This window comes from Brevundimonas sp. AVps4 (genome assembly GCF_058681525.1).
In genome coordinates, this window is record NZ_CM178741.1 from 2614510 (window position 1) to 2640287 (window position 25778).

28 protein-coding genes and 1 riboswitch are annotated in these 25778 nt (G+C 68.6%); of the genes, 21 read left to right on the forward strand and 7 right to left on the reverse strand.

What is annotated here, in order from left to right; translation table 11 throughout:
- The first annotated feature begins 4 nt into the window (after nt 1-4).
- The 8 genes from ACW178_RS12945 to ACW178_RS12980 all read left to right on the forward strand — a co-directional run bounded on the left by ACW178_RS12945 (nt 5) and on the right by ACW178_RS12980 (nt 8040).
- Entirely contained in the window at nt 5-667 is a 663-nt protein-coding gene (locus ACW178_RS12945) for a Pr6Pr family membrane protein (RefSeq protein ID WP_054766232.1), read from the forward strand.
- An 8-nt stretch (nt 668-675) separates the two neighbouring features.
- Nucleotides 676-2205, forward strand: a complete 1530-nt coding sequence (locus ACW178_RS12950) for a UbiD family decarboxylase (protein WP_287106399.1) — start codon at nt 676-678, stop codon at nt 2203-2205.
- Nucleotides 2206-2238: 33 nt separating this feature from the next.
- A complete protein-coding gene (locus tag ACW178_RS12955; protein ID WP_287106397.1) occupies nt 2239-2853 on the forward strand; it encodes a hypothetical protein in 615 nt (204 codons plus the stop codon).
- An 89-nt stretch (nt 2854-2942) separates the two neighbouring features.
- Nucleotides 2943-3551, forward strand: a complete 609-nt coding sequence (locus ACW178_RS12960; RefSeq protein WP_492024637.1) for a hypothetical protein — start codon at nt 2943-2945, stop codon at nt 3549-3551.
- Nucleotides 3552-3597: 46 nt separating this feature from the next.
- Nucleotides 3598-5439, forward strand: a complete 1842-nt coding sequence (locus ACW178_RS12965; protein WP_492024638.1) for a M14 family metallopeptidase — start codon at nt 3598-3600, stop codon at nt 5437-5439.
- Nucleotides 5440-5442: 3 nt separating this feature from the next.
- Nucleotides 5443-5850, forward strand: coding sequence for an MAPEG family protein (locus ACW178_RS12970; protein ID WP_054766237.1), 408 nt, complete (start codon nt 5443-5445; stop codon nt 5848-5850).
- Nucleotides 5851-5893: 43 nt separating this feature from the next.
- Nucleotides 5894-7249, forward strand: coding sequence for a TldD/PmbA family protein (locus ACW178_RS12975; RefSeq protein WP_287104051.1), 1356 nt, complete (start codon nt 5894-5896; stop codon nt 7247-7249).
- Nucleotides 7246-8040: a 3'(2'),5'-bisphosphate nucleotidase CysQ gene (locus ACW178_RS12980; RefSeq protein ID WP_492024639.1), complete on the forward strand. Its 795-nt coding sequence runs from the start codon at nt 7246-7248 to the stop codon at nt 8038-8040. The genes ACW178_RS12975 and ACW178_RS12980 overlap by 4 nt, the downstream gene beginning before the upstream one ends.
- A 3-nt stretch (nt 8041-8043) precedes the next feature.
- Here the strand turns inward: ACW178_RS12980 and ACW178_RS12985 are convergent, their stop codons facing one another.
- Nucleotides 8044-8397, reverse strand: coding sequence for a hypothetical protein (locus ACW178_RS12985; RefSeq protein WP_224760985.1), 354 nt, complete (start codon nt 8395-8397; stop codon nt 8044-8046).
- Between the two features lie 70 nt (nt 8398-8467).
- On the opposite strand from ACW178_RS12985, the gene ACW178_RS12990 reads away from it, so the two are divergent.
- Together ACW178_RS12990 and ACW178_RS12995 are read left to right on the forward strand one after the other, a co-directional pair.
- Nucleotides 8468-8713, forward strand: a complete 246-nt coding sequence (locus ACW178_RS12990) for a DUF4170 domain-containing protein (RefSeq protein WP_054766241.1) — start codon at nt 8468-8470, stop codon at nt 8711-8713.
- Nucleotides 8714-8765: 52 nt separating this feature from the next.
- Nucleotides 8766-8981, forward strand: coding sequence for a hypothetical protein (locus ACW178_RS12995; protein ID WP_191554297.1), 216 nt, complete (start codon nt 8766-8768; stop codon nt 8979-8981).
- 12 nt (nt 8982-8993) lie between these two features.
- Here the strand turns inward: ACW178_RS12995 and ACW178_RS13000 are convergent, their stop codons facing one another.
- Together ACW178_RS13000 and ACW178_RS13005 are read right to left on the reverse strand one after the other, a co-directional pair.
- Nucleotides 8994-9659 (reverse strand): protein tyrosine phosphatase family protein, encoded by a 666-nt coding sequence (locus tag ACW178_RS13000; RefSeq protein WP_183214834.1) that lies wholly within the window; start codon nt 9657-9659, stop codon nt 8994-8996.
- 31 nt (nt 9660-9690) lie between these two features.
- Entirely contained in the window at nt 9691-10662 is a 972-nt protein-coding gene (locus ACW178_RS13005) for a DMT family transporter (RefSeq protein WP_191554298.1), read from the reverse strand.
- Between the two features lie 98 nt (nt 10663-10760).
- Nucleotides 10761-10904, reverse strand: a riboswitch (FMN riboswitch).
- A gap of 103 nt (nt 10905-11007) precedes the next feature.
- Here ACW178_RS13005 and ACW178_RS13010 point away from each other — a divergent pair.
- The 5 genes from ACW178_RS13010 to lpxK are packed head-to-tail and all read left to right on the forward strand — an operon-like array spanning nt 11008 to nt 16360.
- The gene (locus ACW178_RS13010) at nt 11008-11523 is read left to right on the forward strand and encodes a COG3650 family protein (RefSeq protein ID WP_191554299.1); all 516 of its coding nucleotides are present in this window, start codon (nt 11008-11010) and stop codon (nt 11521-11523) included.
- A gap of 31 nt (nt 11524-11554) precedes the next feature.
- Nucleotides 11555-13378: an ABC transporter ATP-binding protein gene (locus ACW178_RS13015; RefSeq protein WP_191554300.1), complete on the forward strand. Its 1824-nt coding sequence runs from the start codon at nt 11555-11557 to the stop codon at nt 13376-13378.
- A complete protein-coding gene (locus ACW178_RS13020) occupies nt 13375-14058 on the forward strand; it encodes a lysophospholipid acyltransferase family protein (protein WP_191554301.1) in 684 nt (227 codons plus the stop codon). The genes ACW178_RS13015 and ACW178_RS13020 overlap by 4 nt, the downstream gene beginning before the upstream one ends.
- Nucleotides 14055-15347, forward strand: a complete 1293-nt coding sequence (locus ACW178_RS13025; protein ID WP_492024640.1) for a 3-deoxy-D-manno-octulosonic acid transferase — start codon at nt 14055-14057, stop codon at nt 15345-15347. Before ACW178_RS13020 ends, ACW178_RS13025 begins: the two co-directional genes overlap by 4 nt.
- Nucleotides 15344-16360, forward strand: coding sequence for a tetraacyldisaccharide 4'-kinase (gene lpxK / locus ACW178_RS13030; RefSeq protein WP_492024641.1), 1017 nt, complete (start codon nt 15344-15346; stop codon nt 16358-16360). Before ACW178_RS13025 ends, lpxK begins: the two co-directional genes overlap by 4 nt.
- Here the strand turns inward: lpxK and ACW178_RS13035 are convergent.
- Nucleotides 16345-17670 (reverse strand): metal-dependent hydrolase family protein, encoded by a 1326-nt coding sequence (locus ACW178_RS13035; protein ID WP_492024642.1) that lies wholly within the window; start codon nt 17668-17670, stop codon nt 16345-16347. The two genes, lpxK and ACW178_RS13035, sit on opposite strands and share 16 nt — an antisense overlap.
- Before the next feature lie 114 nt (nt 17671-17784).
- Between ACW178_RS13035 and ACW178_RS13040 the strand changes: the two genes are divergently transcribed.
- The gene (locus tag ACW178_RS13040) at nt 17785-18471 is read left to right on the forward strand and encodes a murein L,D-transpeptidase catalytic domain family protein (RefSeq protein ID WP_054766250.1); all 687 of its coding nucleotides are present in this window, start codon (nt 17785-17787) and stop codon (nt 18469-18471) included.
- Nucleotides 18472-18474: 3 nt separating this feature from the next.
- Here the strand turns inward: ACW178_RS13040 and ACW178_RS13045 are convergent, their stop codons facing one another.
- The 3 genes from ACW178_RS13045 to purD are packed head-to-tail and all read right to left on the reverse strand — an operon-like array spanning nt 18475 to nt 20244.
- A complete protein-coding gene (locus ACW178_RS13045; protein ID WP_007442402.1) occupies nt 18475-18750 on the reverse strand; it encodes a type II toxin-antitoxin system RelE/ParE family toxin in 276 nt (91 codons plus the stop codon).
- Entirely contained in the window at nt 18738-18938 is a 201-nt protein-coding gene (locus ACW178_RS13050) for a hypothetical protein (RefSeq protein WP_007442400.1), read from the reverse strand. Before ACW178_RS13050 ends, ACW178_RS13045 begins: the two co-directional genes overlap by 13 nt.
- Before the next feature lie 31 nt (nt 18939-18969).
- Nucleotides 18970-20244 (reverse strand): phosphoribosylamine--glycine ligase, encoded by a 1275-nt coding sequence (gene purD / locus ACW178_RS13055; protein ID WP_191558589.1) that lies wholly within the window; start codon nt 20242-20244, stop codon nt 18970-18972.
- A gap of 112 nt (nt 20245-20356) precedes the next feature.
- Between purD and xseA the strand changes: the two genes are divergently transcribed.
- The 5 genes from xseA (at nt 20357) to argS (ending at nt 25771) form a co-directional block, all read left to right on the forward strand.
- Nucleotides 20357-21994: an exodeoxyribonuclease VII large subunit gene (xseA, locus tag ACW178_RS13060; RefSeq protein ID WP_191558590.1), complete on the forward strand. Its 1638-nt coding sequence runs from the start codon at nt 20357-20359 to the stop codon at nt 21992-21994.
- 57 nt (nt 21995-22051) lie between these two features.
- A complete protein-coding gene (gene lspA / locus ACW178_RS13065; RefSeq protein WP_152950713.1) occupies nt 22052-22558 on the forward strand; it encodes a signal peptidase II in 507 nt (168 codons plus the stop codon).
- A 111-nt stretch (nt 22559-22669) separates the two neighbouring features.
- On the forward strand, nt 22670-23236 hold the full coding sequence (locus ACW178_RS13070) for a DUF3035 domain-containing protein (RefSeq protein ID WP_183214844.1): 567 nt from the start codon (nt 22670-22672) through the stop codon (nt 23234-23236).
- A gap of 64 nt (nt 23237-23300) precedes the next feature.
- The gene (locus ACW178_RS13075; RefSeq protein WP_182714913.1) at nt 23301-23969 is read left to right on the forward strand and encodes a Tat pathway signal sequence domain protein; all 669 of its coding nucleotides are present in this window, start codon (nt 23301-23303) and stop codon (nt 23967-23969) included.
- Nucleotides 23969-25771, forward strand: coding sequence for an arginine--tRNA ligase (gene argS / locus ACW178_RS13080; protein ID WP_191558591.1), 1803 nt, complete (start codon nt 23969-23971; stop codon nt 25769-25771). The genes ACW178_RS13075 and argS overlap by 1 nt, the downstream gene beginning before the upstream one ends.
- Nucleotides 25772-25778: the final 7 nt, after the last annotated feature.

Below are 25778 nucleotides of genomic sequence, written 5' to 3' on the forward strand. Positions count from 1 at the left end.
GCGCATGTTGCGGGAAAGAGATCGGCCGCGTCTGTGGCGCGCCGCCTTCGCCGTCATCGGCTGGGCGGCGCTGGCGTTGCAGTATCTGCTGATGGCGGGGCCGGCGGACGGCTGGGCGGTGGCGACGCGGACCGTCCAGTACTTCAGCTTCTTCACGATTCTGACCAATATACTGGTCGCCCTGGCCCTGACCGGACCTTTGCTGAAACCGACATGGCCCCTGGCCCGCTGGACGGCGTCGCCGACCTTTCGCGCCGCCGTGACGACCTACATTCTGATCGTCGGGCTGGTGTATCATTTCATGATCGCCCCCTACTGGCGGCCGGAGGGGCTGACCTTGGCCGTCAATCTGGTGCTGCACTACGTCATGCCGGCCGCCTTCCTGCTGGACTGGCTGTGGTTCACGCCGAGGGGCGCGTTGCGGTGGATCGACCCGGTGAAGGCCCTCGGATTTCCGCTGATCTTCGGCGCATGGACCCTGGGTCACGGGCTCGCCACCCACTGGTGGCCCTATGGGTTCGTCAATGTTGACGCCCTGGGGCTGGGCCGGGTGCTGGCGACTTTCGGCGGGCTGCTGGTCTTTTTCCTGCTGGTCGGATCGGCGCTGGTCGGGATGGACCGGGTCTTAAGCCGAACGAGGCGTGACAGTTCGGCCCCGGCGCTTTAGGCGGAGCCATGGCCTATAAATCTCTGCGTGACTTCATCGACCAGCTGGAAGCCGACGGCGAGCTGGTGCGGGTGTCCGAACCCGTCTCCACCGTGCTGGAGATGACCGAGATCCAGACCCGGCTGCTGCGCAACGGCGGCCCGGCGGTGCTGTTCGAAAAGCCGGTCATGCCGGACGGGACCATCAGCCCCGTCCCCTGCCTGGCCAATCTGTTCGGCACGGTGAAACGGGTCGCCATGGGGGTGACGCTGGAGGGCAAGAACCGCACGACGGCGGGCGAGCTGCGCGAGGTCGGGGAACTGCTGGCCTTCCTGAGAAATCCGACGCCGCCGCGGGGCTTAAGCGACGCCATGGAGATGCTGCCCCTGGCGCAGACCGTCATGTCGATGCGGCCCAAGACGGTGAAGAAGGCGCCGGTGCAGGAGGTGGTGCTGAAGGGCGACCAGATCGATCTGGCCGCCCTGCCCGTCCAGACATGCTGGCCCGGCGAGCCGGCGCCCCTGATCACCTGGGGTCTGGTCGTGACCAAGGGGCCCAGCGAGGATCGCGAGGACGACTTCAACCTGGGCATCTATCGGATGCAGGTCCTGGGCAAGGACCGGGCGATCATGCGCTGGCTGGCCCATCGCGGCGGGGCCCAGCACTACGCCCGGCACAAGAAGGCGCGGCCCAAGGAGCCCCTGCCCTGCGCCGTCGTCCTGGGCGCCGATCCGGGGACCATCCTGGCGGCGGTGACGCCGGTGCCGGACACCCTGTCGGAATATCAGTTCGCGGGCCTGATGCGCGGCGCCAAGGCCGAGCTGGTACCTTGCAAGACCGTGCCGTTGATGGTCCCGGCCCAGGCCGAAATCGTGCTGGAGGGCCACGTCCTGCTGGACGCGTTCGAGGACGAAGGCCCCTATGGCGACCATACCGGCTATTACAACTCGGTCGAGAAGTTCCCGGTCTTCCAGGTCAGCGCCGTCACCATGCGGCGTGACCCCATCTATCTGACCACCTTCACCGGACGGCCGCCGGACGAGCCCAGCGTGTTGGGCGAGGCGCTGAACGAGGTCTTCATCCCCCTGCTGCGCCAGCAGTTCCCCGAGATCGTCGACTTCTGGCTGCCGCCCGAGGGGTGCAGCTACCGGATCGCGGTGGTGTCGATGAAGAAGGCCTATCCGGGCCACGCCAAGCGAGTGATGCTGGGCGTCTGGAGCTATCTGCGCCAGTTCATGTACACCAAATGGGTCATCGTCGTGGACCACGACATCGACGCCCGCGACTGGAAGGACGTCATGTGGGCCATCTCGACCAAGATGGACCCGGCGCGCGACATCACCGTGATCGAGAACACCCCGATCGACTATCTGGATTTCGCCAGCCCCGAGAGCGGCCTGGGCTCCAAGATCGGCCTGGACGCGACGGACAAATGGCCGCCCGAGACCAAGCGCGAATGGGGCGAGGAGATCCGGATGGACCAGGCGGTGGTCGAAAGGATCGACGCTATCTGGGACACGCTCGGCTTGCCCGGCGACAAGAGGTCGATCTGGAAATAGGGCGGAAGCCTTGATTCACGCCGAGGGGGCGATGTGAGCGCGTTCGAATTTTTCTTCAGCTTCTATGGGCTGATCCTGGGCCTGTCGGTGGCGGAACTGCTGGGCGGGTTCGCGCGGACGCTGAACCGTAATCCAAGGCCGCGCTTCGGCCTGTTGACGCCGCTGCTGGTGGTGTTCGCCGCATTGGATGTGACCACCTTCTGGTTCCAGGCCTGGATCATCTTCCGCCCCGCCCCGTTCAATCTGGCCCTTCTGATGCTGGGCCTGGTGATCGCAGGCCTGTTCTACATCTCTGCCACCCTGGTCTTTCCGCGTGACGAGGATCAGGTCGAAAATCTGGACGCCCATTTCTGGCGCAACAAGCGCACCATCCTTCTTCTGCTGCTGAGCGCCAACGTCATTGTCGCCAGCCTGATCGTCGGCGTCGCGGCCGCCCAGGGCGAACTGCATCTGGTGGCCAAGAGCTGGTTCTTCTGGTTTGGAGTGAGCCTGTTCACCGGTCTGACCCTGATCGCCGCCCTGGCGCGCCGCCCCTGGATCGTGAAGGCGGCGCTGATCGCGCTCTTGGCCTATTACGGCCTGAACATCAGCCGGGCCGCGGCGCCCCTGGTTGAAAAGGGCGGCTGGTCCCTGGTGGCGAAGGAATAGTCCGTCGATCCGGATCGGCCGCCGAGGCGCGCTTGCCAAGACAAGCGCGATAACTCCATATCTGGCCTTGGCGTCAGATCGGGGGACAGGTGAGCGCGTTCGAATTCTATTTCAGTTTCTATGGCTTGGCGCTCGGCTTGTCGGTGGCGGTGATCGCCACGGGCCTGGCTGCGGCGATCCAGCATCGCAAGACCCTGCGCATCGGCTGGCTGACGCCCCTGTTGGCCCTGTTCGTCGGCCTGGACATCGCCACCTTCTGGGACGCCGCCTGGCACACCTTCCGCGACGCCCCGTTCAGCTACGGCATGCTGGTGATCGGCCTGGCGATCGCCATGGTCTATTTCATCGCAGCCTCCCTGGTCTTCCCGCACCAGATCGTCGACGGCATGGACTTGGACGACCATTTCTGGGGCAACAAGAAGATCGTGCTCATCCTGACCACCGTGGCCAATACGCTGATGGTGGCGGTCTCGATCTCTCAAATACTCGGCAAGCCGGGGGCGACCCTGCTGCTGATCAACTATGCGATCGCCTATCCGCTGTATCTGGTGCTGGTCGTCCCGGCGGCCCTGACGCGCAGCAGGCGGACCTTCGCCATCCTGCTGGGCCTGCACGTCGCCATCTATTTGATCCTGGCCTGCCTGCCGGCGACGCTCGCCGCCCCCGCCCCATCCCCGCCCGCCGCCGTCGCCGGCTGAGCCCGCGGGCTTGCCATAAGGACCGGATCGGTCGAGGACTTCATCCATGCGTCACGCGCTTCTGTTCGCCGCCGTCGCGGCCCTAGTCTCGAGTCCCGCCATGTCCCAGTCGCCGGGCCGTCCGCCCGTTCTTTCCAATATCGCGCCCTGGGACCAGCCCTTCCTGCCGCCCGTTCCGGCCTGGAACGGCGCGTCGAAGGACCTGCTGCGCGACGCGAGCGATCCCTGGGTGACGCCGTTCGAGGCCGATCGGGGCCATGACTTTTCACCGAACTATGTCGACACCCGCGCCTGGTTCGACCGACTGGACGCCGCCAGCGACCTGATCCGCATAGAACAGTTCGGCGTCTCGCCCGAGGGGCGCCCCATCTATGCGGTGATCGCCTCGAAGGACGGCGCGGCCTTCGATCCGGCCAAGCCGGTGCTGATGATCCAGGCGGGCATCCACCCCGGCGAGATCGACGGCAAGGACGCGGGCATGATGCTGCTGCGCGACATCGCCTTCTACGGCAAGGACGCCCTGCTGGACCGGGTCAATCTGATCCTGATCCCGATCCTGAGCGTGGACGGGCATGAGCGCGCCAGCGCCTATTCCCGCCCGAACCAGCGCGGGCCGCGCATCCAGGGCTGGCGCAATACGGCGACCAACCAGAACCTGAACCGCGACTATCTGAAACTGGACCAGGCCGAGATGCGGGCGGTGCGGGGCCTGATCCTGAAGTACCGGCCCGACCTCTATGTCGACGTCCACGTCACCGACGGCATGGATTATCAGTACGACGTCACCTACGGCTTCAACGGCGAGGACGGGACCTTCAGCCGCTCGCCCAACAGCTCGGCCTGGCTGGATACGGTGTTCAAGCCGGCGATGAACGCGGCCCTGGAGCGCGAGGGCCATATCCCCGGCGAACTGGTGTTCGGCATCGACGACGACGAACCGAAGAAGGGGCTGTCGGACGGCGGCCTGGGCGAACGCTACTCCAACGGCTGGGGCGCGGCCGCCCATGTGCCGACCATTCTGATCGAGAACCACAGTCTGAAACCGCATGAGCAGCGGGTGCTGGGGACCTATGTCTTCATCGAGGAGGCGATGCGGCTGCTGGCCGATCAGGGCGCGGCGCTGAAGGCGGCGACCGATCAGGACCGGGCCCTGCGACCGGCGCAGATCCTGGCGAACTTTGAGGCGGAAGAGACCCCCTCCTCCACCCGTTCGTTCAAGGGGATGCTGTACGAGATGTATCACAGCCCCGCCTCGGGTCGCGACGAGGTGCGCTGGCTGGGCCGGCCCGATCCCGAGCTGTGGCAGATGCCCTTCTACGGGTCCAAGCCGACGCTGACCCTGAACCGCCCGACCGCCTATTGGGTGCCCAGCTATCGCACCGACATCATCGAGCGGCTGAAAATCCACGGCGTCGAGATGGAGACGCTGGCGGCGCCGCGCACGGTGAACCTGTCGATGCTGCGCCTGGTCGAGCCCAAGCTGGCGACGCGGGCCAACGAGGGCCACGTCCAGGCCTCGGTGAAGACGGTCGAGGTCGAGCGCCGCGACTGGACCTTCCCGACCGGCTCGGTTCGTGTGCCGACCGATCAGCCGCTGGGCGACGTCGTCGTCCTGCTGCTGGAGCCCCAGTCCAGCGAGAGCTTCTTCGCCTGGGGCCTGTTCCCCGAAGTCATGAGCCGGGTCGAATATATCGAGGCCTACGCCATCGCGCCCCTGGCCGAGAAGATGATGGCGGCCGATCCGGCGCTGAAGGCCGAGTTCGAGGCCAAGCTGGCGGCCGAACCGGCGTTCGCGGCTGATCCGCAGGCGCGGCTGGCCTGGTTCTATGAGCGGACGCCCTTCTATGACGACCGCTATCTGCTCTATCCCGTCGGGCGCGAGGACTGATCCATGACCACCCCCATGATGTACGCCGTCCAGGCCGCCGCCCTGTGGAGCGGCCTGCTGATCCTGCTGCTCCTGGTTCTGTCGGGCATTGTGGTCAGCGGCCGCCGCAAACATATGGTGTCGCTGGGGGACGGCGGTATCGCGGACCTAGCGGCCGCCACCCGCGCCTTCGGCAATTGCGCCGAATACGCCGCGCCCGGCATGATCGCCATGCTGCTTCTGGCCGCCGTGGGAGCGCCCGCCTGGATGGTGCATGGCGTGGGGGCGACCCTGTTCGTGGGGCGGTCGGCCCATGCCCTGGGCCTTCTGTTCCAGACGGGGCCGTCGCTGGGTCGGGTGATCGGCATGCTGCTGACCTGGGTCGCCCTGCTGACGGCGGCGGTCGGATTGATCGCCTTCGCCGTGGTCTGAGGCGCGAGGTTGCGACGCAGCAAAGGGTCCGCCATATCGGGGCATGACTGAAGCCCGCGACGCCTCCGCCTCCACCGATCTTTTGCATGACATCGTCCAGGCCGCGCTGAAAGCCGGCGCGGACGCCGCCGAGGCGGTCAGCGCCGACCGAAGCGCCCTGTCGGTCGGCGTGCGTAACGGAAGGCTGGAGGACGTCGAACGCGAAGAGTCGCGCGATCTGGGCCTGCGGGTCTTCGTCGGACAGCGGCAGGCCTCGGTTTCCGCCTCGGACCTGTCGCCGGCGACTCGCACACGTTTGGTCGAACGCGCGGTCGCCATGGCGCGGCTGGCGCCGGAAGACCCCCACGCCGGTCTGGCGCCGCAGGATCGGCTGGCGCGGGCGCCCTTCGCCGAACTGGGCCTGTTCGATCCCAGCGAACGCAGTGCGGAAGCGCTGGAGCAGGCCGCCGCCGAGGCAGAGGCGGCGGCCCTTGCCGTGAAGGGCGTGGCCCGATCCGAGGGCGGGCATGCGTCCTGGTCGTCCAGCCGCTGGCGACTGGTGACCTCGCATGGATTCGACGGGGACTATCAGGGCTCGGCCTTCTCCCTGGGCGTCGGAGTGATCGCCGAGAAGGACGGAGCGATGGAGCGCGGCGGCGAGAGCCGCTCGACCCGGCATCTGTCGGACCTGCCGGGCGCCGAGATCATCGGGCGGACGGCGGGCCAACGCGCCGCAGCCCGAACCGGGGCGCGCAAGATCGCCTCGACCACCGCCCCGGTGATCTTCGACAATCGCATGGCCGGCCAAATCGTCTCGCCGGCGGTCGGCGCCGTTTCGGGGCCGTCCATCGCGCGCGGCACCTCCTTCCTGAAGGACCGGATGGGCCAGAGGGTGTTCGCCCAAGGCGTGACCCTGATCGACGATCCGTTCCGGCCGCGCGGCCTGGGATCGACCCCGTTCGACGATGAGGGCGTCGCGGTCGAACGGCGCGCCCTGTTCGACGACGGGGTGCTGACCACCTGGCTGCTGAACAGCGCCTCGGCCCGGCAGTTGGGGCTGGAGTCCACCGGCCACGCCTCGCGCGGCCTGGCGGGATCAGCGGGGGTTTCGACCCACAACCTGCACATGGAGCCGGGCGAGCGGGATCTGGCGGGACTGATGGCCGATGCAGGGACCGGACTTCTGGTCACCTCCATGTTCGGGCCGTCGCTGAACGGAAACACCGGCGACTGGTCCGCCGGGGTGTCGGGCTTCTGGTTCGAGAACGGCGCGATCGCGTATCCGGTCAATGAGGTGACCGTGGCGGGCAAGCTGCCCGACCTTTATCTGCGGCTGGTTCGGGGCTCGGACCTGGAGTTCCGAGGCAGTTTCAACGTGCCGAGCCTGATGTTCGACGCGGTGGCCATAGCCGGAAAATGACGGACCTGGACGCCGACCTCGAACTGATCCGCCAGGCCGCGCTCGACGCCGGCGCCTTGGCGCTCGCCGAACGTGAGGCGGGGCTGAAGGTTGAGGCGAAGGTCGGCGGTTCGCCCGTGACCAGCGGCGACCTGGCGGTGGACGCCATGCTGAAGGACCGTCTGCTGGCCGCCCGCCCCGACTATGGCTGGCTGTCGGAGGAGACGGCGGATTCGTCCGAGCGCCTGTCCAAATGCCGGATTTTCGTGGTGGATCCGGTGGACGGCACGGTGGCCTATATGAAGCGCCAACCCTGGTGGTGCACCCCCATCGCCGTGGTCGAGGACGGCCAGGTCGTCGCCGCCGTCATCCATGCGCCGGAGGTTCAGGAAACCTATGCGGCGGTTCGGAACGGCGGAGCCTGGCGCAACGGCGCCCTGGTGCGGGCCTCGGATGTGGACACGCTGGACGACGCCTCGGTGCTGGGCGACGCGCGGATGATCGAGGGGCCGCACTGGGACGAGCCCTGGCCGCCCCTGCGGTTCTCAAAGCGCAACGCCCTGGCCTATCGGATGGCCCTGGTCGCCGCCGGCGCCTTCGACGCGGCCCTGGCCCTGACGCCGAAATGGGATTGGGACGTCGCCGCGGGCTGTCTGATCGCCGAAGAGGCGGGGGCGCGCGTCACCGACCACCACGGCCGCCCCTGGCGGTTCAACCGGCCCGACCCGCGTCAGGCCAGCCTGGTCTGCGCCGCCCCGGCCCTGCACCCGCTGATCATACGGCGCTGTAAAAACGTGCCGCTGTCGACCTGAAACCTAGGCAGCCGGCTCTTCATGCAGGTCGAGCCGACGCTGAATACGGCCCACATCGTCCCGCATTCGGTCCAGAGACACCTGGAGGCGAGCGTCAGTCTCCGCCAACCCGGCGATGTCGCGCCGCACGGACGTCAGCCCGATTTCGACGCCGGAGACCCGTTCCTTCAACTCACGCAGATCAAGCGCCAGCGTATCGATCTTGGCGTCGATCCGCCGCAGGAACACCAGCGTCAGATTTTCCGGATCACTGCTCATGACCGCATAATGCCCCAAGCTGCGATGACGGGCAAACGGGAGCGCGGCTGTAAAAACATGCCGCTTTCGACGTAAGGCAGGGTCTGAAAACCCCGTCATACATTGATCCTTAGGCGTTCTCGGCCTATGCCCCGGCCAAAGCCCCACCCGAGCCTTTCAAGGACATCCGATGGTCGACCAATCCTCCGTCCCCACGCAACTGCTGCACCTGGTCATCGGCGGCGAACTGCGCCACCCGAAGGAGCCCGTCTTCCGCGACCTGTCGCAGGTCGAGTTCGTCGGCGCCTACGGCAGCTATGACGAAGCCAAACAGGCCTGGAAGGCGCGCGCCCAGGCGACCGTGGACAACGCCCACATGCGCTATTTCATCCTGCACGCCCACAAGCTGATCGACCCGCGCGGCGACGCGGCCTGAGTGCGACGTCAGGGAGCGGGAACCCGTTCCCTGACACGGACGCTGAACGACCGTGATCAACCTGGAACCCCAACAGATTTTTCAGCTGGTCAGCCTGCTGGCTGTCCTGGCCCTGTTCAGCTTTTCGCTGCGAGGCCACATCGGCTATGCGCGCTGGTTCAAGCGGTGGGAGGCCGAACGCAAGGCGCGACGGGACGCCGAACTGGCCGCCAGGGCGCGCCAGGCCGGCGAGGACGACGAAAGACCGAAGACCGGCCCCTGGGGCTGACAGTATCGGCCCCTACTCCCGCCTCAGCAGCTTTTCGGTCAGCAGCGTGCCCCACCACCCGGCCTTGAACTCCGCGCGGATGGCCTTGGGGTCGTAGTCGGGACTGTCGACCCAGTCGATGAAGCTGACGCCCTGCGGCTCGACCTCGTTCACGTACTTCTCCAGCGTATAGTCCAGGACGCCGGTCAGCCCTTCGCGCGAGTGAAGATATTTCTTCGACAACTGCTTCATGGCGACCGATATGGGCTCGCCCAGATGGAAGTGGCGATAGAAGACCGCCATCATGCCCGCCCGATCCGCGCCGGACTTGCAGTGGATCAGGACCGGATAGTCGATGGTCTTGAACAGGTCGCGCGCCCGGTGAATGCGATCTCTCTGCGGCGGGTCGCGCGAGTCCAGCGGGGCGTCGATCAAGGTCAGGCCCAGCCGCCGGCAGGCCTCCTTCTCCAGCCAGTAATAGCCCTCGTCCCGCTCGCCCCGCAGATTGATGACGGTCCTGACGCCCTTGGACTTCCAATAGGCCAGTTGGCGCGGCGACGGCTGGTTGGTGCGGACAAGGTCCGGCCCCAGCCAGTGGGCGTTGGAGAAGACCAGGCGCAGAAAGGCGTGATCCGCCCAGAAATAATGCCAATGGGCCCGGAAACGGCCCATTGCGGTCGAAAGGTCAAAGCGCGCCATGGTCGCCAGATAGCGATCCGGGGCCGCCGCGTCATCCTCCGCTTGCAACCGGGGCCGTCGCCGCCCCGTCTTGCGGCGCCCGACCCTCGATCCAGAAGATGAAGATCGAGGCTCCGACGATCAGGGCGGCGCCCGGCCAGAACCAGGGCGACGGCGTCTGTCCCAGCAGAAGCCAACCGACCAGCCCGGCCAGCGGCGCCTTCAGATCGGCGAAGGGCTGCAGATAGGCGGCGTCGGCCAGCCGATAGGCGAAGGCCAGCAGATATTGCGCCGCCGCCGTCAGGCCGCCCAGGGCCAGCAACAGCAGCAGGCCCGCCCCCTCGGGCAGGGCGAAGGGCAGGCCCGTCGCCACCCCGGTCGGCAGGGCGAAGGCGAAGGCGTTCGCCAGGAGCAACAGAGCCAGATGGTTGGGCGTGATCAGGACCAGCAGGGACAGGGTCAGGGTCTCCGGCGTCTCCTCCCTCGCCAGCCAGCGGGTCATCACATCGGTGACGGCCCATAGGGCGGCGGCCAGGACCGGGGTCAGGGCGGCCCATCCCAGCCCCTCGGCTCCTACGCCGGAAACGATCACCGCGCCGATGAAGCCGACCATGGCCGCGACGATCCGGGGGCCCGATACCCGCTCCCCCAGAAACAGGGTCGAGCCGATGATGACGAACAGGGGGCCGGTCGCCAGCAGGGTCACCATCTGCCAGATCGGCACGCCCGAGGCGAAGCCGTAGACGAAGACGTGCACCCCCAGGGCCGAGGCGAAGGCGCGGATCAGATGGGCCAGGGGCCGGCGCGTCTTCAGCCTGCCCAGCCCGATCCGCAGAACGATCGGCAGCATCAGGACCGAGGCGATCAGATACTGCCAGAAGGCCATGCCCGCAGAGCTCATGCCGAACCGCTGCGGCAAGACGGATTGCAGGATGTTGCCGCCTGCGAAGACGAGACTGGCCGACAGCATCAACAAGGCGCCCCAGGCGGGGACGCGGACGGAGGGTGAGGAAATCTGGTTCAATTGGTCGTCCTTTCCGTAACCAGTTTTCCAGGGTTACGGGCGACGACGCGCCGCGCCCGCCGCTCAGGCGCGAGCGACGAACGCCACGAGGCGTTGGGTCCCGTTCTCTTTCATCCGGACTATACCGTCGGCCCCGGAATCGCACCGGATCTGCTGACCTCCCCAAGCCGGGGGAGCGCTCGCGGGCTTGGCGTCGCCGCCTTACCGCCGGTGGGGAATCGCACCCCGCCCTGAGAACACTGCAGGCGAACCTGCCCGCCCTACTTAGAAAGGGAGCGGTTGATCTTCAACCACCTGGGCGTTCAGGCGTTCAGACGTCCAAGCCCGTCACCCCGAAAGGCCGCCATGAAGATCTTCGCCGCCGTCATCGCCGTCGCCTTGCCGGGCGGCGGCGCCCTCGCCCAGAGCACGCCGCCTGAAGACCCGTCCCTGATCGCCTATCTGCAACAGCGCGTCGGCGAGGCGGCGGACACGACCCGCTACACCGCCGCCCTCACCCCCGACGGCAAGACGGCTTTGGTCTATCTGACTGGACCGGCCTGGTGCGGATCGGGCGGATGCCGCCTGCTGGTTCTGGACCGCGACGGGTCCGCCTATCGCTCGGTCGGCGAGATCAGCGTGGCCCGCGCGCCCATTCGTCTTCTGGAACGCGAGGATCACGGCCGGCGCGCTCTGGGCGTGCAGGTGGCGGGCGGCGGGATCATCCAGGGCTATGAGGCCGCCGTGCCGTTCGACGGGCGACGCTACGCCTCCAATCCCACCGTCCCCCCGGCGACGAGGATCGACGACGCGCCGGGCGAAACCCTGATCCGGGCCGACGAAGAGGGGCGGCCTCTTCCACCCTCGCCTGACAAGCCTTGACTTGAGGGGCGGCTCGGACGACCGAAGGCCGATGAGCGAGCCCGCCCCCTCCATGCCCCTGAGCGCCCTGCTGGCGCGGATCTGGCGAGACTATCTGAGCAGCCGCAAGGGATCTTTGATCCTGTCGATCCTGTGCGCGGCCACGACAGGTCTGCTGACTGCGGCCCTGCTGAAGCTGCTGGAGCCGGCGGTGAACGGCCTGTTCCTGGCCGGCGACCAGCCGATCGTCCTGTTCGGCCGTTTCCGCTTCCCGGCGGACGAGGCCCTGATCGTCATTCCCACCGCCATTCTGACGGTGGCGGTGGTGCGGACCCTGGCGGCCCTGGGGCAGGCGGCCCTGGTCAATCGACTGGGCCACACGATCGTGGGCGACATCCAGATCCGTCTGTTCGGCGCCATGATCCGCGCCGATCTGGCCCGGCTGCGCAGCCAGCATTCGGGCGGCTTCGTCTCCTCGGTCCTGTTCGACGCCAATCTGGTGCGCGAGGCCTTCACCTCGGGCGTGGTCAACTACACCCAGAACCTGCTGACCCTGATCGCGGTGCTGATCTATATGGGCGTCATCGACTGGCAGCTGACCATGGTGGTCCTGCTGGGCGTGCCCCTGGTGGCCCTGGTGCTGCGCCGGTTCGGGCGAAGGACGCGCAAGGCCGCCGTCGGCGCCATGGCCGAGACCGAGAACCTGTCCACCGCCCTGATGGAGAATCTGGACGGGGTCCGCCTGATCAAGATCGAGAACCGCGAGGCGGCCGAGCAGGATCGCGTGGCCGAGGTGGTGGCCCGTCGCCAGCGCCATGTCATCAAGGGCGCCAACGCCCGCGCCTTCGCCGGCCCGTCCAGCGACCTGGTCGCCTATGTCGTCGTCGCCGCCGTCATGGCCTATGCCGGATGGCGGGCCCAGTCGGGCGAGATGACGGTGGGCGGGTTCGCCGCCTTCATCGGCCTGTTGCTGGCGGCCGGCCAGTCGCTGCGCCAGGTCACGAACCTGGCCACGGTGATGAGCGAAGGCTTCACCGCCGCGCGTCGCCTGTTCGCCGCCCTGGACATCGAGCCGGAAATCCGTGAGGCGGCCGACGCCGAGGCCCTGCCGTCCGGCCCGGTCGAGGTGGCGCTGGATCAGGTGTCCTTCGCCTATGCGGGGACGGACGCCCCGACCCTGGACGCCGTCTCCCTGCGGGTCGCTCCGGGCGAGACGGTCGCCCTGGTCGGCCCCTCCGGCGGCGGCAAGAGCACCATCCTCAGCCTGTTGCCGCGCTTCTATGACGTCACGGCCGGGGCGGTTCGGCTGAACGGGATGGATATCCGTCAGGTGCGGATCAGCGACCTGCGCGACCACATCGCCCTGGTGACCCAGGAGCCCTTCCTGTTCGACGACACCATCGCCGCCAACATCGCCTATGGCCGGCCGGGCGCGACGCAAGCCCAGATCGAGGACGCCGCGCGATCCGCCGCCGCCCATGACTTCATCACGAGCCTGCCGGACGGTTACGCCACCCGTGCGGGCGAGGCGGGCCTGCGCCTTTCGGGAGGGCAGCGCCAGCGGATCGCCATCGCCCGCGCCTTCCTGAAGGACGCGCCGGTCCTGTTGCTGGACGAGGCGACCAGCGCCCTGGACACCGAGAGCGAAGCCCTGGTCCAGGCGGCGCTGGAGCGGTTGATGGAGGGGCGCGCCACCCTGATGATCGCCCACCGCCTGTCCACCGTCAGGAACGCCGACCGCATCTATGTGATCGAGGCCGGGCGGGTGGTCGAGGAAGGGACGCATGACGCCCTGGCAGCCCGTGGCGGACTCTACGCCCGCCTGGCCCGGCAACAGTCGCTGGACGGAACCCCGGCGGTCGAGGCCGTCGCGTGAGGCCGCTGCGCAATCCGATCATCCAGTCCGCCCTGGCCTGGACCCTGGCCAGATGGATGCAGGTCTGTTTCGCCACCATCCGCTGGACCCATGAGAACCAGCAGGCGGCCGAGGCTGTCTGGGCGCAGGGCGGCGGGGTTCTGTGCGTCTTCTGGCATTCGCGCATTGGCCTGTCGCCCGCCTGCTGGCCGCTGGACCGGGCCCAGCCGGCCAAGGCCCTGATCTCTCTGTCGGCCGACGGGGAGTTCATCGCCAAGGCGGTGGCGCGCCAGGGCTTTCCCGCCGTGCGCGGCTCATCGGCCAATAAGGACAAGGCGCAGAAGGCCAAGGGCGGCTCCCAGGCCCTGCGCGACGGTCTGAAGCAGCTCAAGGTCGGGGGCCTGGCCATCACCCCGGACGGCCCGCGCGGCCCGGTCAACATCATGGCCGAGGGCCTGCCGCTGATGGCGAAACTGTCCGGCGCCCCTGTCCTGTTCATCGGCCTGTCCTGCAATCCGGCGATCCGGCTGAACAGCTGGGATCGAGCGGTCCTGCCCCTGCCGTTCGGCAAGGGCGCCATTGTCTGGGATCGGGCCGACTATCCCCAGGGCGCCGACATGGCCCAGGTGACGCGCGACTGGACGGCGCGGCTGAATGCGGTCGAGGCGCGGGCGGATGCGATCACGGGTTTGAAGCCGTGACGCCCCTGCCCCTGCTGGCCTATCGGCTGCTGACCCGCGCCCTGGAGCCCCTGGCGCCGCGCCTGCTGGACGCCCGCGCCGCAAGAGGCAAGGAGGACCCCGCCCGTGTCGATGAACGGATGGGCTTTACCCGGATCGAACGGCCCGAGGGCGACCTGGTCTGGCTGCACGGCGTCAGCGTGGGCGAGACCCTGTCCCTGCTGCCCCTGGTCGAACGGTGCGTAAAGGCGCGGCCGGATCTGACGGTTCTGGTGACGTCGGGCACGGTGACGTCCGCCCGGATTCTTGAGGACCGGCTGCCGAAGGGGGTGATCCACCAATATGCGCCGGTGGACGGACCGGGCGCGGTCGGCCGTTTCCTGGATCACTGGCGGCCTGCGCTTGCGGTCTTCGTCGAGAGCGAACTATGGCCCAATCTGCTGCTGGAGGCCCACCGGCGCGGGGTGAAGCTGGCCCTGGTCAGCGCCCGCATCACCGACAAGACGGTCGAGGGCTGGCGCCGGTTTCCGGCCTCGGCTCAGGCGGTGACGCGCGCCTTCGACCTTGTCCTGCCCCAGGACGCCGCCTCCGCCGAGCGGCTGGAGCGGATGGGCGCCCGTATCGACGGCCTGGTCAATCTGAAGCTGGCGGGCGAGCCCCTGCCCCATGATACGGCCGCCTTCAGCCGTCTGAGCGCCGCCATCGGCGACCGGCCCGTCATCGTCGCCGCCAGCACCCATGAGGGCGAAGAGATCGCCATCGTCCGCGCCCTGGACAAGCTGAGCGAGCGCGTCTGCCTGATCCTGCTGCCGCGCCACCCTGAGCGCGGCCCCTTGATCGCAGAGGCCCTGCACCGGGACGGCGCGGCCTTCGCCATGCGGTCGCGGGGCGAGACCATCGGGCGCGACACGGACGTCTATCTGGCCGACACCTTGAACGAGATGGGCCTGTTCCTGCGTCTGGCCGATGTGGTGGTGATGGGCGGCTCCTTCGCCCCCGCCCTGGGCCTGCCCGCGGTCGGCGGTCACAATCCGCTGGAGCCCGCGCGGCTGGGCCGGCCCGTCGTGACGGGACCGGACGCCTCCAACTGGGCCAGCGTGACGGCGGCATTGGCCCAATCGGGCGGACTGATCCCGGTCCAGGCGCCCTGGGACCTGCCCCAGGCGATCGGCCCCCTGTTGGCCGATCCGGCGGCGGCCAAGGCCATGGGTGAGCGCGCCCGCCGCGCGGCGGCCGAGGCGGGCGGGGATCTGGAGCGGCTGTGGTCCTGGCTCTCTCCGCTCACGCCGCAGAAGAGGCCCCGGCGATGAAGCTGAACACGCCCCGCTGGTGGTATGTGCGCGACCGCGATCACGCCCGGATGACGCGCACCCTGTTAAAGCCGCTGGGCTGGATCTGGGCGGGGATCACGGCGCGGCGCATCGCGCGGACGGTTCCCCACGCCCCAGGCTGTGCGGTGATCTCGGTCGGCAATCTGACGGTCGGCGGATCGGGCAAAACGCCGGTTGCGCGCGAGGCGCTGCGGCTGCTGCGCGCGGCGGGGGTGGAGGCGCAGGGCCTGTCGCGCGGCTATGGCGGGCGGCTGGAAGGGCCGGTCCGCGTCGATCCCGCCTTGCATACGGCCGAGGACGTCGGCGACGAACCCCTGATGCTGACCAGGGACGCGCCGGTCTGGATTTCACGAGATCGGGTCGCCGGCGCCGAGGCGGCCGTTACGGACGGGGCCGACGCCCTGGTGCTGGACGACGGACACCAGAACCCCGCCTTGAAGAAGACCGTCAGCCTGATCGTCGTGGATGGAGAGACCCGCGGCGATGAATGGCCGTTCGGGGACGGCTCGGTCTTTCCGTCCGGCCCGATGCGCGAGCCGTTGAAAGCGGGGCTGGCGCGCGCCGACGCCGTGGTGGTGATGCTGCCGACCGATCTGGAAACAGCCGATCCTGAACTGCTGGCGGTCTTCGAGGGTCGGCCGATCTATCTCGCGAGACTGACGCCGCGGGGTCCGCCCCCGACCGGCCCACAGGTCGGCTTCGCCGGCATCGCCAAGCCGTGGAAGGTCGAGCGGTCGCTGAAGGCGGCGGGCTGCGATCTGGTCGACTTCGTCCCGTTCCCCGACCATGCGGCCTACAGCGACAAGGATATGGCGTTCTTGAAAGATCGGGCGGCGGTCTTTCGGGCCGGCCTTGTCACCACAGAAAAGGACTGGGTGCGGCTGACGCCCGATCAGCGCGCGCATGTGACCGCCTGGCCCGTCGTCGCCCGGTTTGAGGATGAGGCCGGCTTCGCCGCCTTCCTGACCCAGGCTGTTCAGTCGGCGCGGTAGACCACGCCGCCCTTCATCACGAACCTCATCCGCTCCAGCTCGGTGACGTCGCTCAGGGGATCGCCGGAGACGGCGACGATGTCGGCCGGCATGCCCGGCGCGATCCGCCCGGCCTCGCCAGCGATGCGCAGATGTTCGGCGGCGCCGACGGTGGCGGCCTGGACGGCCTCCAGCGGAGTCAGGCCGGCGCGGACCAAGAGGGCGAACTCCTTGGCGTTGTCGCCGTGGGCGGAGACGCCGCTGTCGGTGCCGAAGGCGATTTTGACGCCGCCCTGGTGGGCGCGGCGCGCCATCTCCAGCATCTTCGGCCCCGCCTCCAGCGCCTTGGCGGTCTGGGCGGGAGTGAAGAAATTGTCTGGCCCGGAGGCGACGCGCGCGACGAAATCGCCCGCCAGCAGGGTCGGCACAAGCCAGGCGCCGTTCTGCTTGAACAGGCGGATCGACTGGTCGTCCAGATAGGTGCCGTGTTCGATGGAATCGCCGCCGGCGCGCAGGAAGGCGTTGATGCCGTCGACGCCGTGAGCGTGAGCCGTGACCTGGCGGCCCATCCGGTGGGCGCTTTCGACGATGGCGGTCAGTTCGGGATCGCTGAACTGCTGGTTCAGACCGGCGGCGGTGTTGGACAGGACCCCGCCGGTGGCCGTGATCTTGATGATGTCGGCGCCGGCGCGGATCTGGGTGCGGACCGCGCGCATACAGTCTTCCGGTCCCGAACAGACGCTTTCCGGCGACAGCAGGTGCAGGACATCGGCGCGGAAGCCGTTGGCGTCGCCATGGCCGCCGTGAACCGACACGGCCGAACCCGCCGCAATGATGCGCGGCCCCGGCACGTCGCCCGCCTTCACCGCCTCGCGCAGGGCGAAGATCGCTTCGTTGTCGGCCCCGAGATCGGCGACGGTGGTGAAGCCCGCCATCAGGGTGCGGCGCGCATAGCGGGCGCCGACCATGGCCTGGGCGGCCTCAGACTGGGTCACCTCCTCCAGCCGCGAATTGGGGTTTTGCTGGCCGGTCAGGTGGACGTGACTGTCGATCAGACCCGGCAAAACGAATGAGTCCCGCAGGTCGATGACCCGGCCCTGCGCCGGATCGCCGACGAAGCCGTCGCGAATATCGACGACTTGGTTCCCGCTGATCACGAGAGTTTTACTGCGCTGCACAACGCCGTTCGACGGATCCGCCAGCAGCCGCCCCGCCTCGACGAAGGTGACCACAGGGGGTCCGGAAAGTCCAACCCCTGCGGGGGTTTGCTGAGCCGCCGCCGCCGAAGCGGACGCCAGCAGCACCGACAAAGCCAGGATCAAACGCTTCATTGATCGCCCTCCCGCGACGCCTCGCCGCAAAATCGCCCCACAAGGCTCAGGTTGCCTCGGTCGTAACGGTTTGAAACAAACACCTCCGAAGACAAACCGCAACGAGGGCGTCGCATGCGGCTTTCGAGACGAGGACTCATTCTGGGCGGCTCGGCCATGCTGGCGGGGTGCGCCAGCGCCAGCGCCACGGCCCCCGTGACGACGGCGGCGCTCCAGCCCGTCGCGGCCCCGGTGGTCGTTCCCCCGGTTCAGACCGTCAGCGTGACCCCGCCGCCGCTGGATCCTCGCGGCGCCGTTCCGAAAGATCTGATGGACCGGGCCATGGCGGCCCTGGACATCCACCACCGCAAACTCCCCCTGCGTGACCGGATGTATCTGGTCGATTTCAAGAAGTTCTCGGGCGACGAGCGGCTGTACGAGGTCGATCTGATCGCAGGCGAGGTCAAGGTGCTGCGGACCTGCCACGGCCGGGGCTCCGACCCCGACCATTCCGGCTATGCGCGCCGCTTTTCCAACACGCCCGATTCCAACATGTCCTCGATCGGCGCCTACGCCACGGCCGGCGCCAGCTGGGGCAAGCAGCAGGGGCCGAACGTCCTGCTGGACGGGCTGGAATACACCAATGACAAGGCCCGCGAACGCGCCATCATCGTTCACGGCGCCGACTACGCCGACCCGGACTTCCTGGCGCGCGAAGGCAAGCTGGGCCGCAGCTACGGCTGTTTCTCGGTGGCCCATACCGACTTGCCGGAGCTGCGCGAGCGGATGGGCGAAGGCCGGCTGCTGTTCGCCTGGGCGTAAGGCTTATCCCTCGGGCCGTCGGGCCGAGTGGCGGATGGTGATTATGCGAATCTCGCTGGGCAGGATGGCGTAGCGGATCACATAGGGGCGGATCGAGACCGCCTCGCGAAGCCCATGGCGTATTTGCCTGCCGCGATCCGGAAAGGCGCTCAGACTTTCGGCCAGATCGATCAGGCGAACCGCCAGGCGGATCGCCGCCGGCGGGCTGAAACCTTGCACATAGGACTGTATGGCGATCAGGTCTTCCCGAGCTTGCTCGGTCCAGACTACTCGCCGCATTTCGGCGGCGGGAGCGGATTGTCCGTTCCCCAAGACAGAAGCCACCGCTTTACGGCTTCATGGCTCACGACCCGTCCCGCCTCGGCGTCGGCGAGACCACGCAGGGTCGCCGCCTCGTCCGCCGCGTCGTCGGCGATGTCGAAGACGCCCGGCTCGTCGTCATCTTCGTGGTACGCGGGATCAGCCATGGCGCGAGCCTACCACACCCCGCCGATACGGTCAGCCCCGCTCCAGCGCCCGCCAGCCGATGTCGGAGCGGTTGAAGCCGCCGGGCCAGTCAATCTGGCGGATGGCGGCGTAGGCGCGCTCGCGGGCCTGGGCGATGTCGTCGCCCTCGGCGCAGACGTTCAGGACGCGGCCGCCGGCGGCGCACAGCTGGCCGTCGTCGCGACGCTTGGTGCCGGCGTGGAAGACCTGGACATGGGGACCGAAGTCCTGATCGGCGCCGCGGATGATCGAGCCTTCCAGCGGACTGTCGGGATAGCCCTTGGCCGCCATGACCACGCAGATGACCGTCTGGGGCTTGAACGCCGGGGCCGGCAGGCCGGAGACGTCGCCCCGCGCGCAAGCGAGCAGATAGGGAACGATGTCCCCGGCCATGCGCATCATCAGCACCTGGCATTCCGGGTCGCCGAAGCGGGCGTTGAACTCGACCACCTTGGGTCCGTCGGTCGTGGCCATCAGCCCGGCGTAGAGGACACCGCGATAGGGGGCGCCCTCCTCGGCCATCTTGCGGATGGTGGGCTGAACGATGCGTTCGTCAGCCTGCTGGACCAGGTCGGCGGTGAAGACCGGGGCCGGTGAATAGGCGCCCATGCCGCCGGTGTTGGGTCCGGTGTCGCCGTCGAAGGCGCGTTTGTGGTCCTGGGCGCCGCCGAACAGGACAGCCTGTTTGCCGTCGCACAGGGCGAAAAGGGAGCCTTCCTCGCCGTCCATGAACTCCTCGATCACGACGCGGGCGCCGGCGTCGCCGAACCGGCCCCCCAGCATCCGCTCGACCTCGGCCTCGGCGTCGGCGCGATCCGGGCTGATGGCCACGCCCTTGCCGGCGGCCAGGCCGTCGGCCTTGATGACATAGGGCGGCTGGAAGGCGTCGAGCGCGGCCTTGGCCTCCTGAACCGTCTCATAGACGCCGTAGCCGGCGGTGGGGATGGAATGACGCTCCAGGAAGGCCTTGGAAAAGGCCTTGGACGTCTCCAGCTGCGCGGCCTTGGCGGTGGGGCCGAAACAGGGGATGCCGGCGGCGGCCAGCCGGTCCGCCAGACCGGCCGCCAGGGCGACCTCCGGCCCGACCACCACCAGGTCCGCCTTGATCTCGCGCGCCAGGGCCGCCAGGCCCTCGGCGTCGTCGGCCTTGACCGGACGAAGCTCGCACACGGCCTCGATCCCGGGATTGCCGGGCGCGGCGACAAGGCGGGTGACCAACGGCGACTGGGCGATCTTCCAGGCCAGGGCGTGTTCACGCCCGCCCGATCCGACGAGGAGAATGTTCATAAGGTGGGCAATGACCGCACCGCGCGAGGCGGTCAAGCGGCGGGCGTCCGCGATATCGCCTCTTCCTTGGAAACGGGTGCGAAAACGATCCGCCTCGGGCTAGAGTGGCGTCATGAGCGACGACTCCTATGTGTTCGAAGGCCCAGCCGAGGCCGCCGCCCCGCGCGACAACAATCCGCCCCTGTCGATCTCGGAACTGTCCTTTGCCCTGAAGCGGACGCTGGAGGAGCGATTCGGCCACGTCCGGCTGAGGGGCGAGGTGTCCAAGGTCAATCGCCACGCCTCGGGCCATGTCTATCTGACGCTGAAGGACGACAAGTCGGCCATCGACGGCGTGATTTGGAAGGGGTCGGTGCGCGGCCTGGGCGTCCAGCCCGAGGCGGGGCTGGAGGTCATCGTCACCGGCAAGATCACCTCCTATCCGGCGCGGTCCTCGTACCAGATCGTGATCGAGAGCATGGAGGCGGCGGGGGCCGGCGCCCTCTTGGCCCAGTTGGAGCGGCTGAAGGTTCGCCTGCGCGATGAGGGCCTGTTCGAGCCGGGGCGCAAGACGCCCCTGCCCCCGTTCCCCCGCACCATAGGGGTGATCACCAGCCCGACCGGGGCGGTGATCCGCGACGTCCTGCACCGAATCGCCGAACGCTGGCCGTGCAGGGTGATCGTCTGGCCCGTGGTCGTCCAGGGCGAGGCGGCGTGCGGCCAGGTGTCGAACGCGATTCGCGGCTTTGATGCGATGAGGCCCGACGGACCCATCCCCCGGCCGGATCTGCTGATCGTGGCGCGCGGCGGGGGGTCGGTGGAGGACCTGTGGTGCTTCAACGACGAGGGGCTGGCCCGCACGGTGGCGGCGGCGCGCATTCCGATCATCTCGGCCGTGGGACACGAGACGGACACCACCCTGATCGACTTCGTCTCGGATCGGCGCGCGCCGACGCCCACGGGGGCGGCCGAGATGGCCACGCCGGTGCTGGCCGACCTGAGATACGCCGTCGCCGACCTGGATCGACGCCTGGTTCTGGCGGGCGGGCGGCTGATCGAGGATCGTCGGACCCGGCTGCGCGCCGTGGCGCGCGGACTGCCCGCCCGGCCGGAGGACCTGACGGCCCTGGCGCAACAGAGGCTGGACCATGTGTCCAGCCGCCTGGGTTCGGGCCTGCAACGCAACATCGCCCTTCACGAACGCCATCTGGCCGTGACCGGCGGAAAGTTGAGCCCCGGGCTGCTGCGGACCCGGATCGAGCGGGGTCAGGATCGACTGCGCGGCGCGGGGGACCGGCTGGGGGCGGCGCTTCAGGCGGGTGTCGCGCGCGGCGAGCGACGGCTGTTGCAGATCGGCGGCCGCCTGTCGCCCGAACCGCTGCACCGCCGCCTGGACCAGCGCCAGGCCAGGCTGGACGCGGTCTCCGCGCGCCTGGACGGCGTCATCCCCCGCCGACTGGACGGCGACCGAGCCCGGCTGAGCGCCCTGTCCCGCGCCCTGGCGACGCTTGATCCCAGCCGCCCCAAACCCGGCTTCGCCCGGGTCGAGCGCGCCGACGGCGGCTGGATCACCGCAGCGGCGGGGCTGGAGTCGGGCCAGACCGTCAGACTGGTGTTCGGCGACGGCGCGCGCGAGGCCGTCATCGACGGCGCGTCGCAGACCCCTTCGCCGGCGCCGCCCTCTGCGACGCCCCAGTCGAAGCCTCAGTCGACCCCACGACCGACGCCTCGGCCCAAGCCACCGGCGCCGGACCAGGGCGACCTCTTCTGACGTGCGCTCCCGCTTTTCCGCTTCGCGCCTGAGCCGCTTCCTGCTAACCGCCGCCGCATGAAGATCCCCCGCATCGCCTTCGCCGCCTATGGCTTCGCCCTTCTGATCATCGTCTTGGACCAGCTGACCAAGGCCTGGATACTGAGCCTTCCGGACGTGGCCTCGATCGAGCAAATCCCCGTCGGCTACGTCTTCGCCGAGGTGTTCCCGCCGATCCTGCGATTCACCTTCGTCCAGAACACCGGCGTCAGCTTCGGCCTGTTCGGCGGGGGCGAAGCGCGCTGGGGTCTGACCATCTTCTCCGTCCTGGTCTCGGGCGCCCTGGCCTGGTGGGCGACGCGGGCCGATCGTCGTCTGCTGATCACCGCCATCGGCCTGGTGATCGGCGGCGCCCTGGGCAATGTGATCGACCGGGTGCGGTTCGGCTATGTGGTCGACTTCATCGACGTGTCGGGCACAGGCGTCTTTCCCTGGGTGTTCAACGTCGCCGACAGCGCCATCACCATCGGCGTCGTCCTTCTGATCATCGACAGCTTCCTGTCCGACCGGGCCTCCAAGGCCTGAAAACGGCTGCAAGGTTGGCGCGGCCCCCGAAAAGTCGTAATCACCCCGTCTTCACTATGCCAACAGCGCCCGCAGAGGCGCTCCGTGCATCAGCCGATCGAGCCTGAACCCATGCGTATCCGCAGCGTCGCCGCCCTGACCCTCGCCGCCTCAGCCGCCCTCGCCGTCTCGGCCTGCGGCAGCCTCAAGCAAGGCATCGGCCTGACCAAGGTCGTGCCGGACGAGTTCGTGACCGTCTCCACCGCGCCGCTCAGCGTGCCGCCGGAATACGGCCTGCGTCCCCCTGCGCCCGGCCAGCCCCGCCCGCAGGAGCTGGCGCCCGAAAGCGCCGCCCGTCAGATTCTGCTGGGTCAGCGTCAGGCCGTCACCCGCACCCCCGGCGAACAGGTCCTGGTGGCCCAGGCCGGCGCCGATCAGGCCGACCCCCTGGCCCGCTATGTGATCGACGACGAGTTCGGCGACATCGCCCACAAGGACGAAAGCTTCGCCAACCGCGTGATGTTCTGGCGCAAGGACGACGCCTCGACCCAGGCGGCCACCACCCGCCAGACCGCCGAGGGCCAGCAGACGATCGACGCCTCGACCGAGGCCGCCCGGCTTCAGGCCCTGACGGGCGGTCGTGAGGCCATCACCATCACCCCGCGTCGCAGCGGCGGTTTCAAACTGCCGGGTCTGTAAACCGGTCGAACCCTTGTCGGACGCCGGCTGCGGCGTTGGTCCTTTCGCTGTCGGAAATCATTTGATGCGTCGCCTGCTCACCGCCCTGGCCGCCGTTTCCATCGCGGCCTCCGTCCTGCCTGTCGCCGCCGAGGCGCAGCAACGTCAGCGTCAACGCGGTTCCAGCGGACAGCAGGCGGACGGGTCGGAGAATGCGCCGTCCACCCGCGCGCCCCGGATCGCGCCCCTGCGCCGCCGCGCCAACGCCGGCCCCTGCCCCTTCGTCAAGGTGCTGTACGACGCCGCCCGCTATGTGGAGCTGGAAGGCGGTCGCGCCGCCATCGCCAACGTCGGCTACACCGGCGAGATCGAAGGCGTCTCGGCCGATTGCGAATATCGCGAAGCCGATCCGATCCGACTGGACATGGACATCCTGTTCCAGCTGGGCCGCGGCGCCCAGGCGACCGAGGACCAGAAGACCTATCGTTACTGGGTCGCGGTGACGGAACGGAACAGCGCGGTCCTGGCCAAGGAATATTTCGACCTGCCGGTGAAGTTCGACGGATCGCGCACCGCCTCGGTCCACGAACAGCGGACCATCATCATTCCCCGCGCCGAGGCCACCACCAGCGGCGGCAATTTCGAAGTTCTGATCGGGTTCGACGTCACGCCCGAAATGGCCGAGTTCAACCGGTCCGGCAGTCGCTTCCGCGTCAACGCCGGAGCCGCCCAAGCCTCTGCGCCGAGCCAGTAATGTCTGATCTGAAGACCGTCCTCAGCGAAGCGGTCGCCGCCGCCTTCGCCGCCGAAGGCGTGGAGCCGGCTCTCGCTCGCGTCACCCCGTCCGACCGGCCGGATCTGGCCGACTTTCAGTCGAACGGCGCCCTGGCCGCCGCCAAGGCGTTGAAGGCCAATCCGCGCGAACTGGCCGGCAAGATCGCCGAGCGGCTGGGCGCCGACGCCCGCTTCGCCTCGGTCGAGGTGGCGGGGCCGGGCTTCATCAATCTGAAGATCGCCGACGCCGTTCTGGCGGAACGCGCCGCCGAAGTCGCCGCCGACGCCGAACACGCGGGCGCGGCCGTCGTGGCCGATCCGCGCAAGGTGGTGATCGACTACGGCGGTCCGAACGTGGCCAAGCCGATGCACGTCGGCCATCTGCGCAGCGCCATCATCGGCGAGAGCCTGAAGCGGCTTTTCCGTTTCCGCGGTGATCATGTGACCGGCGACGCCCATTTCGGCGACTGGGGCTTCCAGATGGGGCTGCTGATCACCGCCTGCGGCGACGAGGGTCTGGCCGACGCCTTCATGGCCGACGGCGACGGCCCCTTCCCCGCCGAAAGCCCGGTGACCCTGGCCGATCTGGACCGGCTGTATCCGCAGGCCGCCGGCAAGGCCAAGGAAGACCCGGCCTTCCGCGACCGCGCCCGCAAGGCGACGGCGGAGTTGCAGGCCGGACGGCCCGGCTATCGCGCCCTGTGGTCGCATTTCGTGGCGGTCAGCCGTGAGGCCCTGAAGCGCGAATACGGCGACCTGTCGGTCGATTTCGACCTGTGGAACGGCGAGAGCGACGCCGATCCCCTGATGGACGAGATGATCGCCCATCTCAAGGCTGAGGGCCTGCTGGTCGAGGACGACGGCGCCCAGGTGGTCCATGTCGCCAAGCCGGGCGAGACCCGCAAGAAGAAGCTGGCCGACGGCTCGGTGATCGAGGCCCCCTCGCCCCCGCCCCTGCTGGTGATCAGCTCGGAAGGCTCGGCCATGTACGGCACGACCGACCTGGCGACGATCCTGGACCGCAAGAAGGCCCTGGCGCCGGACCTGGCCCTGTACGTCGTCGACGAACGCCAGGCCGAGCATTTCGAACAGGTGTTCCGCGCCGCCTATCTGGCCGGCTACGCTGCCGAAGGGTCGCTGGAGCATCTGGGCTTCGGCACCATGAACGGCGCCGACGGCAAGCCGTTCAAGACCCGCGCGGGCGGGGTGCTGAAGCTGCGCGACCTGATCGACCAGGCGACGGACAAGGCGCGCGAGCGTCTGCACGAGGCCAAGCTGGGCTACGACCTGTCGCCGGAAGAGTTCGAGGCCATCGCGCACAAGGTGGCCATCGCCGCCCTGAAGTTCGCCGACCTGTCGAACGCGCGCACCACCAGCTACGTCTTCGACCTGGACCGGTTCATGAGCTTCGAGGGCAAGACCGGCCCCTATCTGCTGTATCAGTCGGTCCGGATCAAATCCCTGCTGAGGAAGGCCGCCGAACAGGGCGCCGCGCCTGGCGCCATCGTCATCGCCGAACAGGCCGAGCGCGATCTGGCCCTGACGCTGGACGCCTTCTCGACCGCCGTGTCGGACGCCTATGACAAGCGGATGCCGCATCTGGCAGCCGAGCACGCCTATCGGGTGGCCCAGTCCTTCTCGAAATTCTACGCCGCCTGCCCGGTGCTGGTCGCGCCGGACGAGGCGACACGGGCTTCGCGCCTGGCCCTGTCGGCGGCGGCGCTGCTGCAGCTGGAAACGGCGTTGAACCTGCTGGGGATCGAGACTCCCGAACGGATGTGACCGCCGT

What these genes read in the sequence shown, in the direction of transcription:
- ACW178_RS12945 (WP_054766232.1), top strand. Translation starts at nt 5, where the DNA reads ATGTTGCGGGAAAGAGATCGGCCGCGTCTGTGGCGCGCCGCCTTCGCC.
- ACW178_RS12950 (WP_287106399.1), top strand. Translation starts at nt 676, where the DNA reads ATGGCCTATAAATCTCTGCGTGACTTCATCGACCAGCTGGAAGCCGAC.
- ACW178_RS12965 (WP_492024638.1), top strand. Translation starts at nt 3,598, where the DNA reads ATGCGTCACGCGCTTCTGTTCGCCGCCGTCGCGGCCCTAGTCTCGAGT.
- ACW178_RS12970 (WP_054766237.1), top strand. Translation starts at nt 5,443, where the DNA reads ATGACCACCCCCATGATGTACGCCGTCCAGGCCGCCGCCCTGTGGAGC.
- ACW178_RS12975 (WP_287104051.1), top strand. Translation starts at nt 5,894, where the DNA reads ATGACTGAAGCCCGCGACGCCTCCGCCTCCACCGATCTTTTGCATGAC.
- ACW178_RS12980 (WP_492024639.1), top strand. Translation starts at nt 7,246, where the DNA reads ATGACGGACCTGGACGCCGACCTCGAACTGATCCGCCAGGCCGCGCTC.
- ACW178_RS12985 (WP_224760985.1), bottom strand. Translation starts at nt 8,397, where the DNA reads ATGACGGGGTTTTCAGACCCTGCCTTACGTCGAAAGCGGCATGTTTTT.
- ACW178_RS12990 (WP_054766241.1), top strand. Translation starts at nt 8,468, where the DNA reads ATGGTCGACCAATCCTCCGTCCCCACGCAACTGCTGCACCTGGTCATC.
- ACW178_RS13000 (WP_183214834.1), bottom strand. Translation starts at nt 9,659, where the DNA reads ATGGCGCGCTTTGACCTTTCGACCGCAATGGGCCGTTTCCGGGCCCAT.
- ACW178_RS13010 (WP_191554299.1), top strand. Translation starts at nt 11,008, where the DNA reads ATGAAGATCTTCGCCGCCGTCATCGCCGTCGCCTTGCCGGGCGGCGGC.
- ACW178_RS13015 (WP_191554300.1), top strand. Translation starts at nt 11,555, where the DNA reads ATGAGCGAGCCCGCCCCCTCCATGCCCCTGAGCGCCCTGCTGGCGCGG.
- lpxK (WP_492024641.1), top strand. Translation starts at nt 15,344, where the DNA reads ATGAAGCTGAACACGCCCCGCTGGTGGTATGTGCGCGACCGCGATCAC.
- ACW178_RS13035 (WP_492024642.1), bottom strand. Translation starts at nt 17,670, where the DNA reads ATGAAGCGTTTGATCCTGGCTTTGTCGGTGCTGCTGGCGTCCGCTTCG.
- ACW178_RS13040 (WP_054766250.1), top strand. Translation starts at nt 17,785, where the DNA reads ATGCGGCTTTCGAGACGAGGACTCATTCTGGGCGGCTCGGCCATGCTG.
- ACW178_RS13045 (WP_007442402.1), bottom strand. Translation starts at nt 18,750, where the DNA reads ATGCGGCGAGTAGTCTGGACCGAGCAAGCTCGGGAAGACCTGATCGCC.
- ACW178_RS13050 (WP_007442400.1), bottom strand. Translation starts at nt 18,938, where the DNA reads ATGGCTGATCCCGCGTACCACGAAGATGACGACGAGCCGGGCGTCTTC.
- purD (WP_191558589.1), bottom strand. Translation starts at nt 20,244, where the DNA reads ATGAACATTCTCCTCGTCGGATCGGGCGGGCGTGAACACGCCCTGGCC.
- xseA (WP_191558590.1), top strand. Translation starts at nt 20,357, where the DNA reads ATGAGCGACGACTCCTATGTGTTCGAAGGCCCAGCCGAGGCCGCCGCC.
- lspA (WP_152950713.1), top strand. Translation starts at nt 22,052, where the DNA reads ATGAAGATCCCCCGCATCGCCTTCGCCGCCTATGGCTTCGCCCTTCTG.
- ACW178_RS13070 (WP_183214844.1), top strand. Translation starts at nt 22,670, where the DNA reads ATGCGTATCCGCAGCGTCGCCGCCCTGACCCTCGCCGCCTCAGCCGCC.
- ACW178_RS13075 (WP_182714913.1), top strand. Translation starts at nt 23,301, where the DNA reads ATGCGTCGCCTGCTCACCGCCCTGGCCGCCGTTTCCATCGCGGCCTCC.
- argS (WP_191558591.1), top strand. Translation starts at nt 23,969, where the DNA reads ATGTCTGATCTGAAGACCGTCCTCAGCGAAGCGGTCGCCGCCGCCTTC.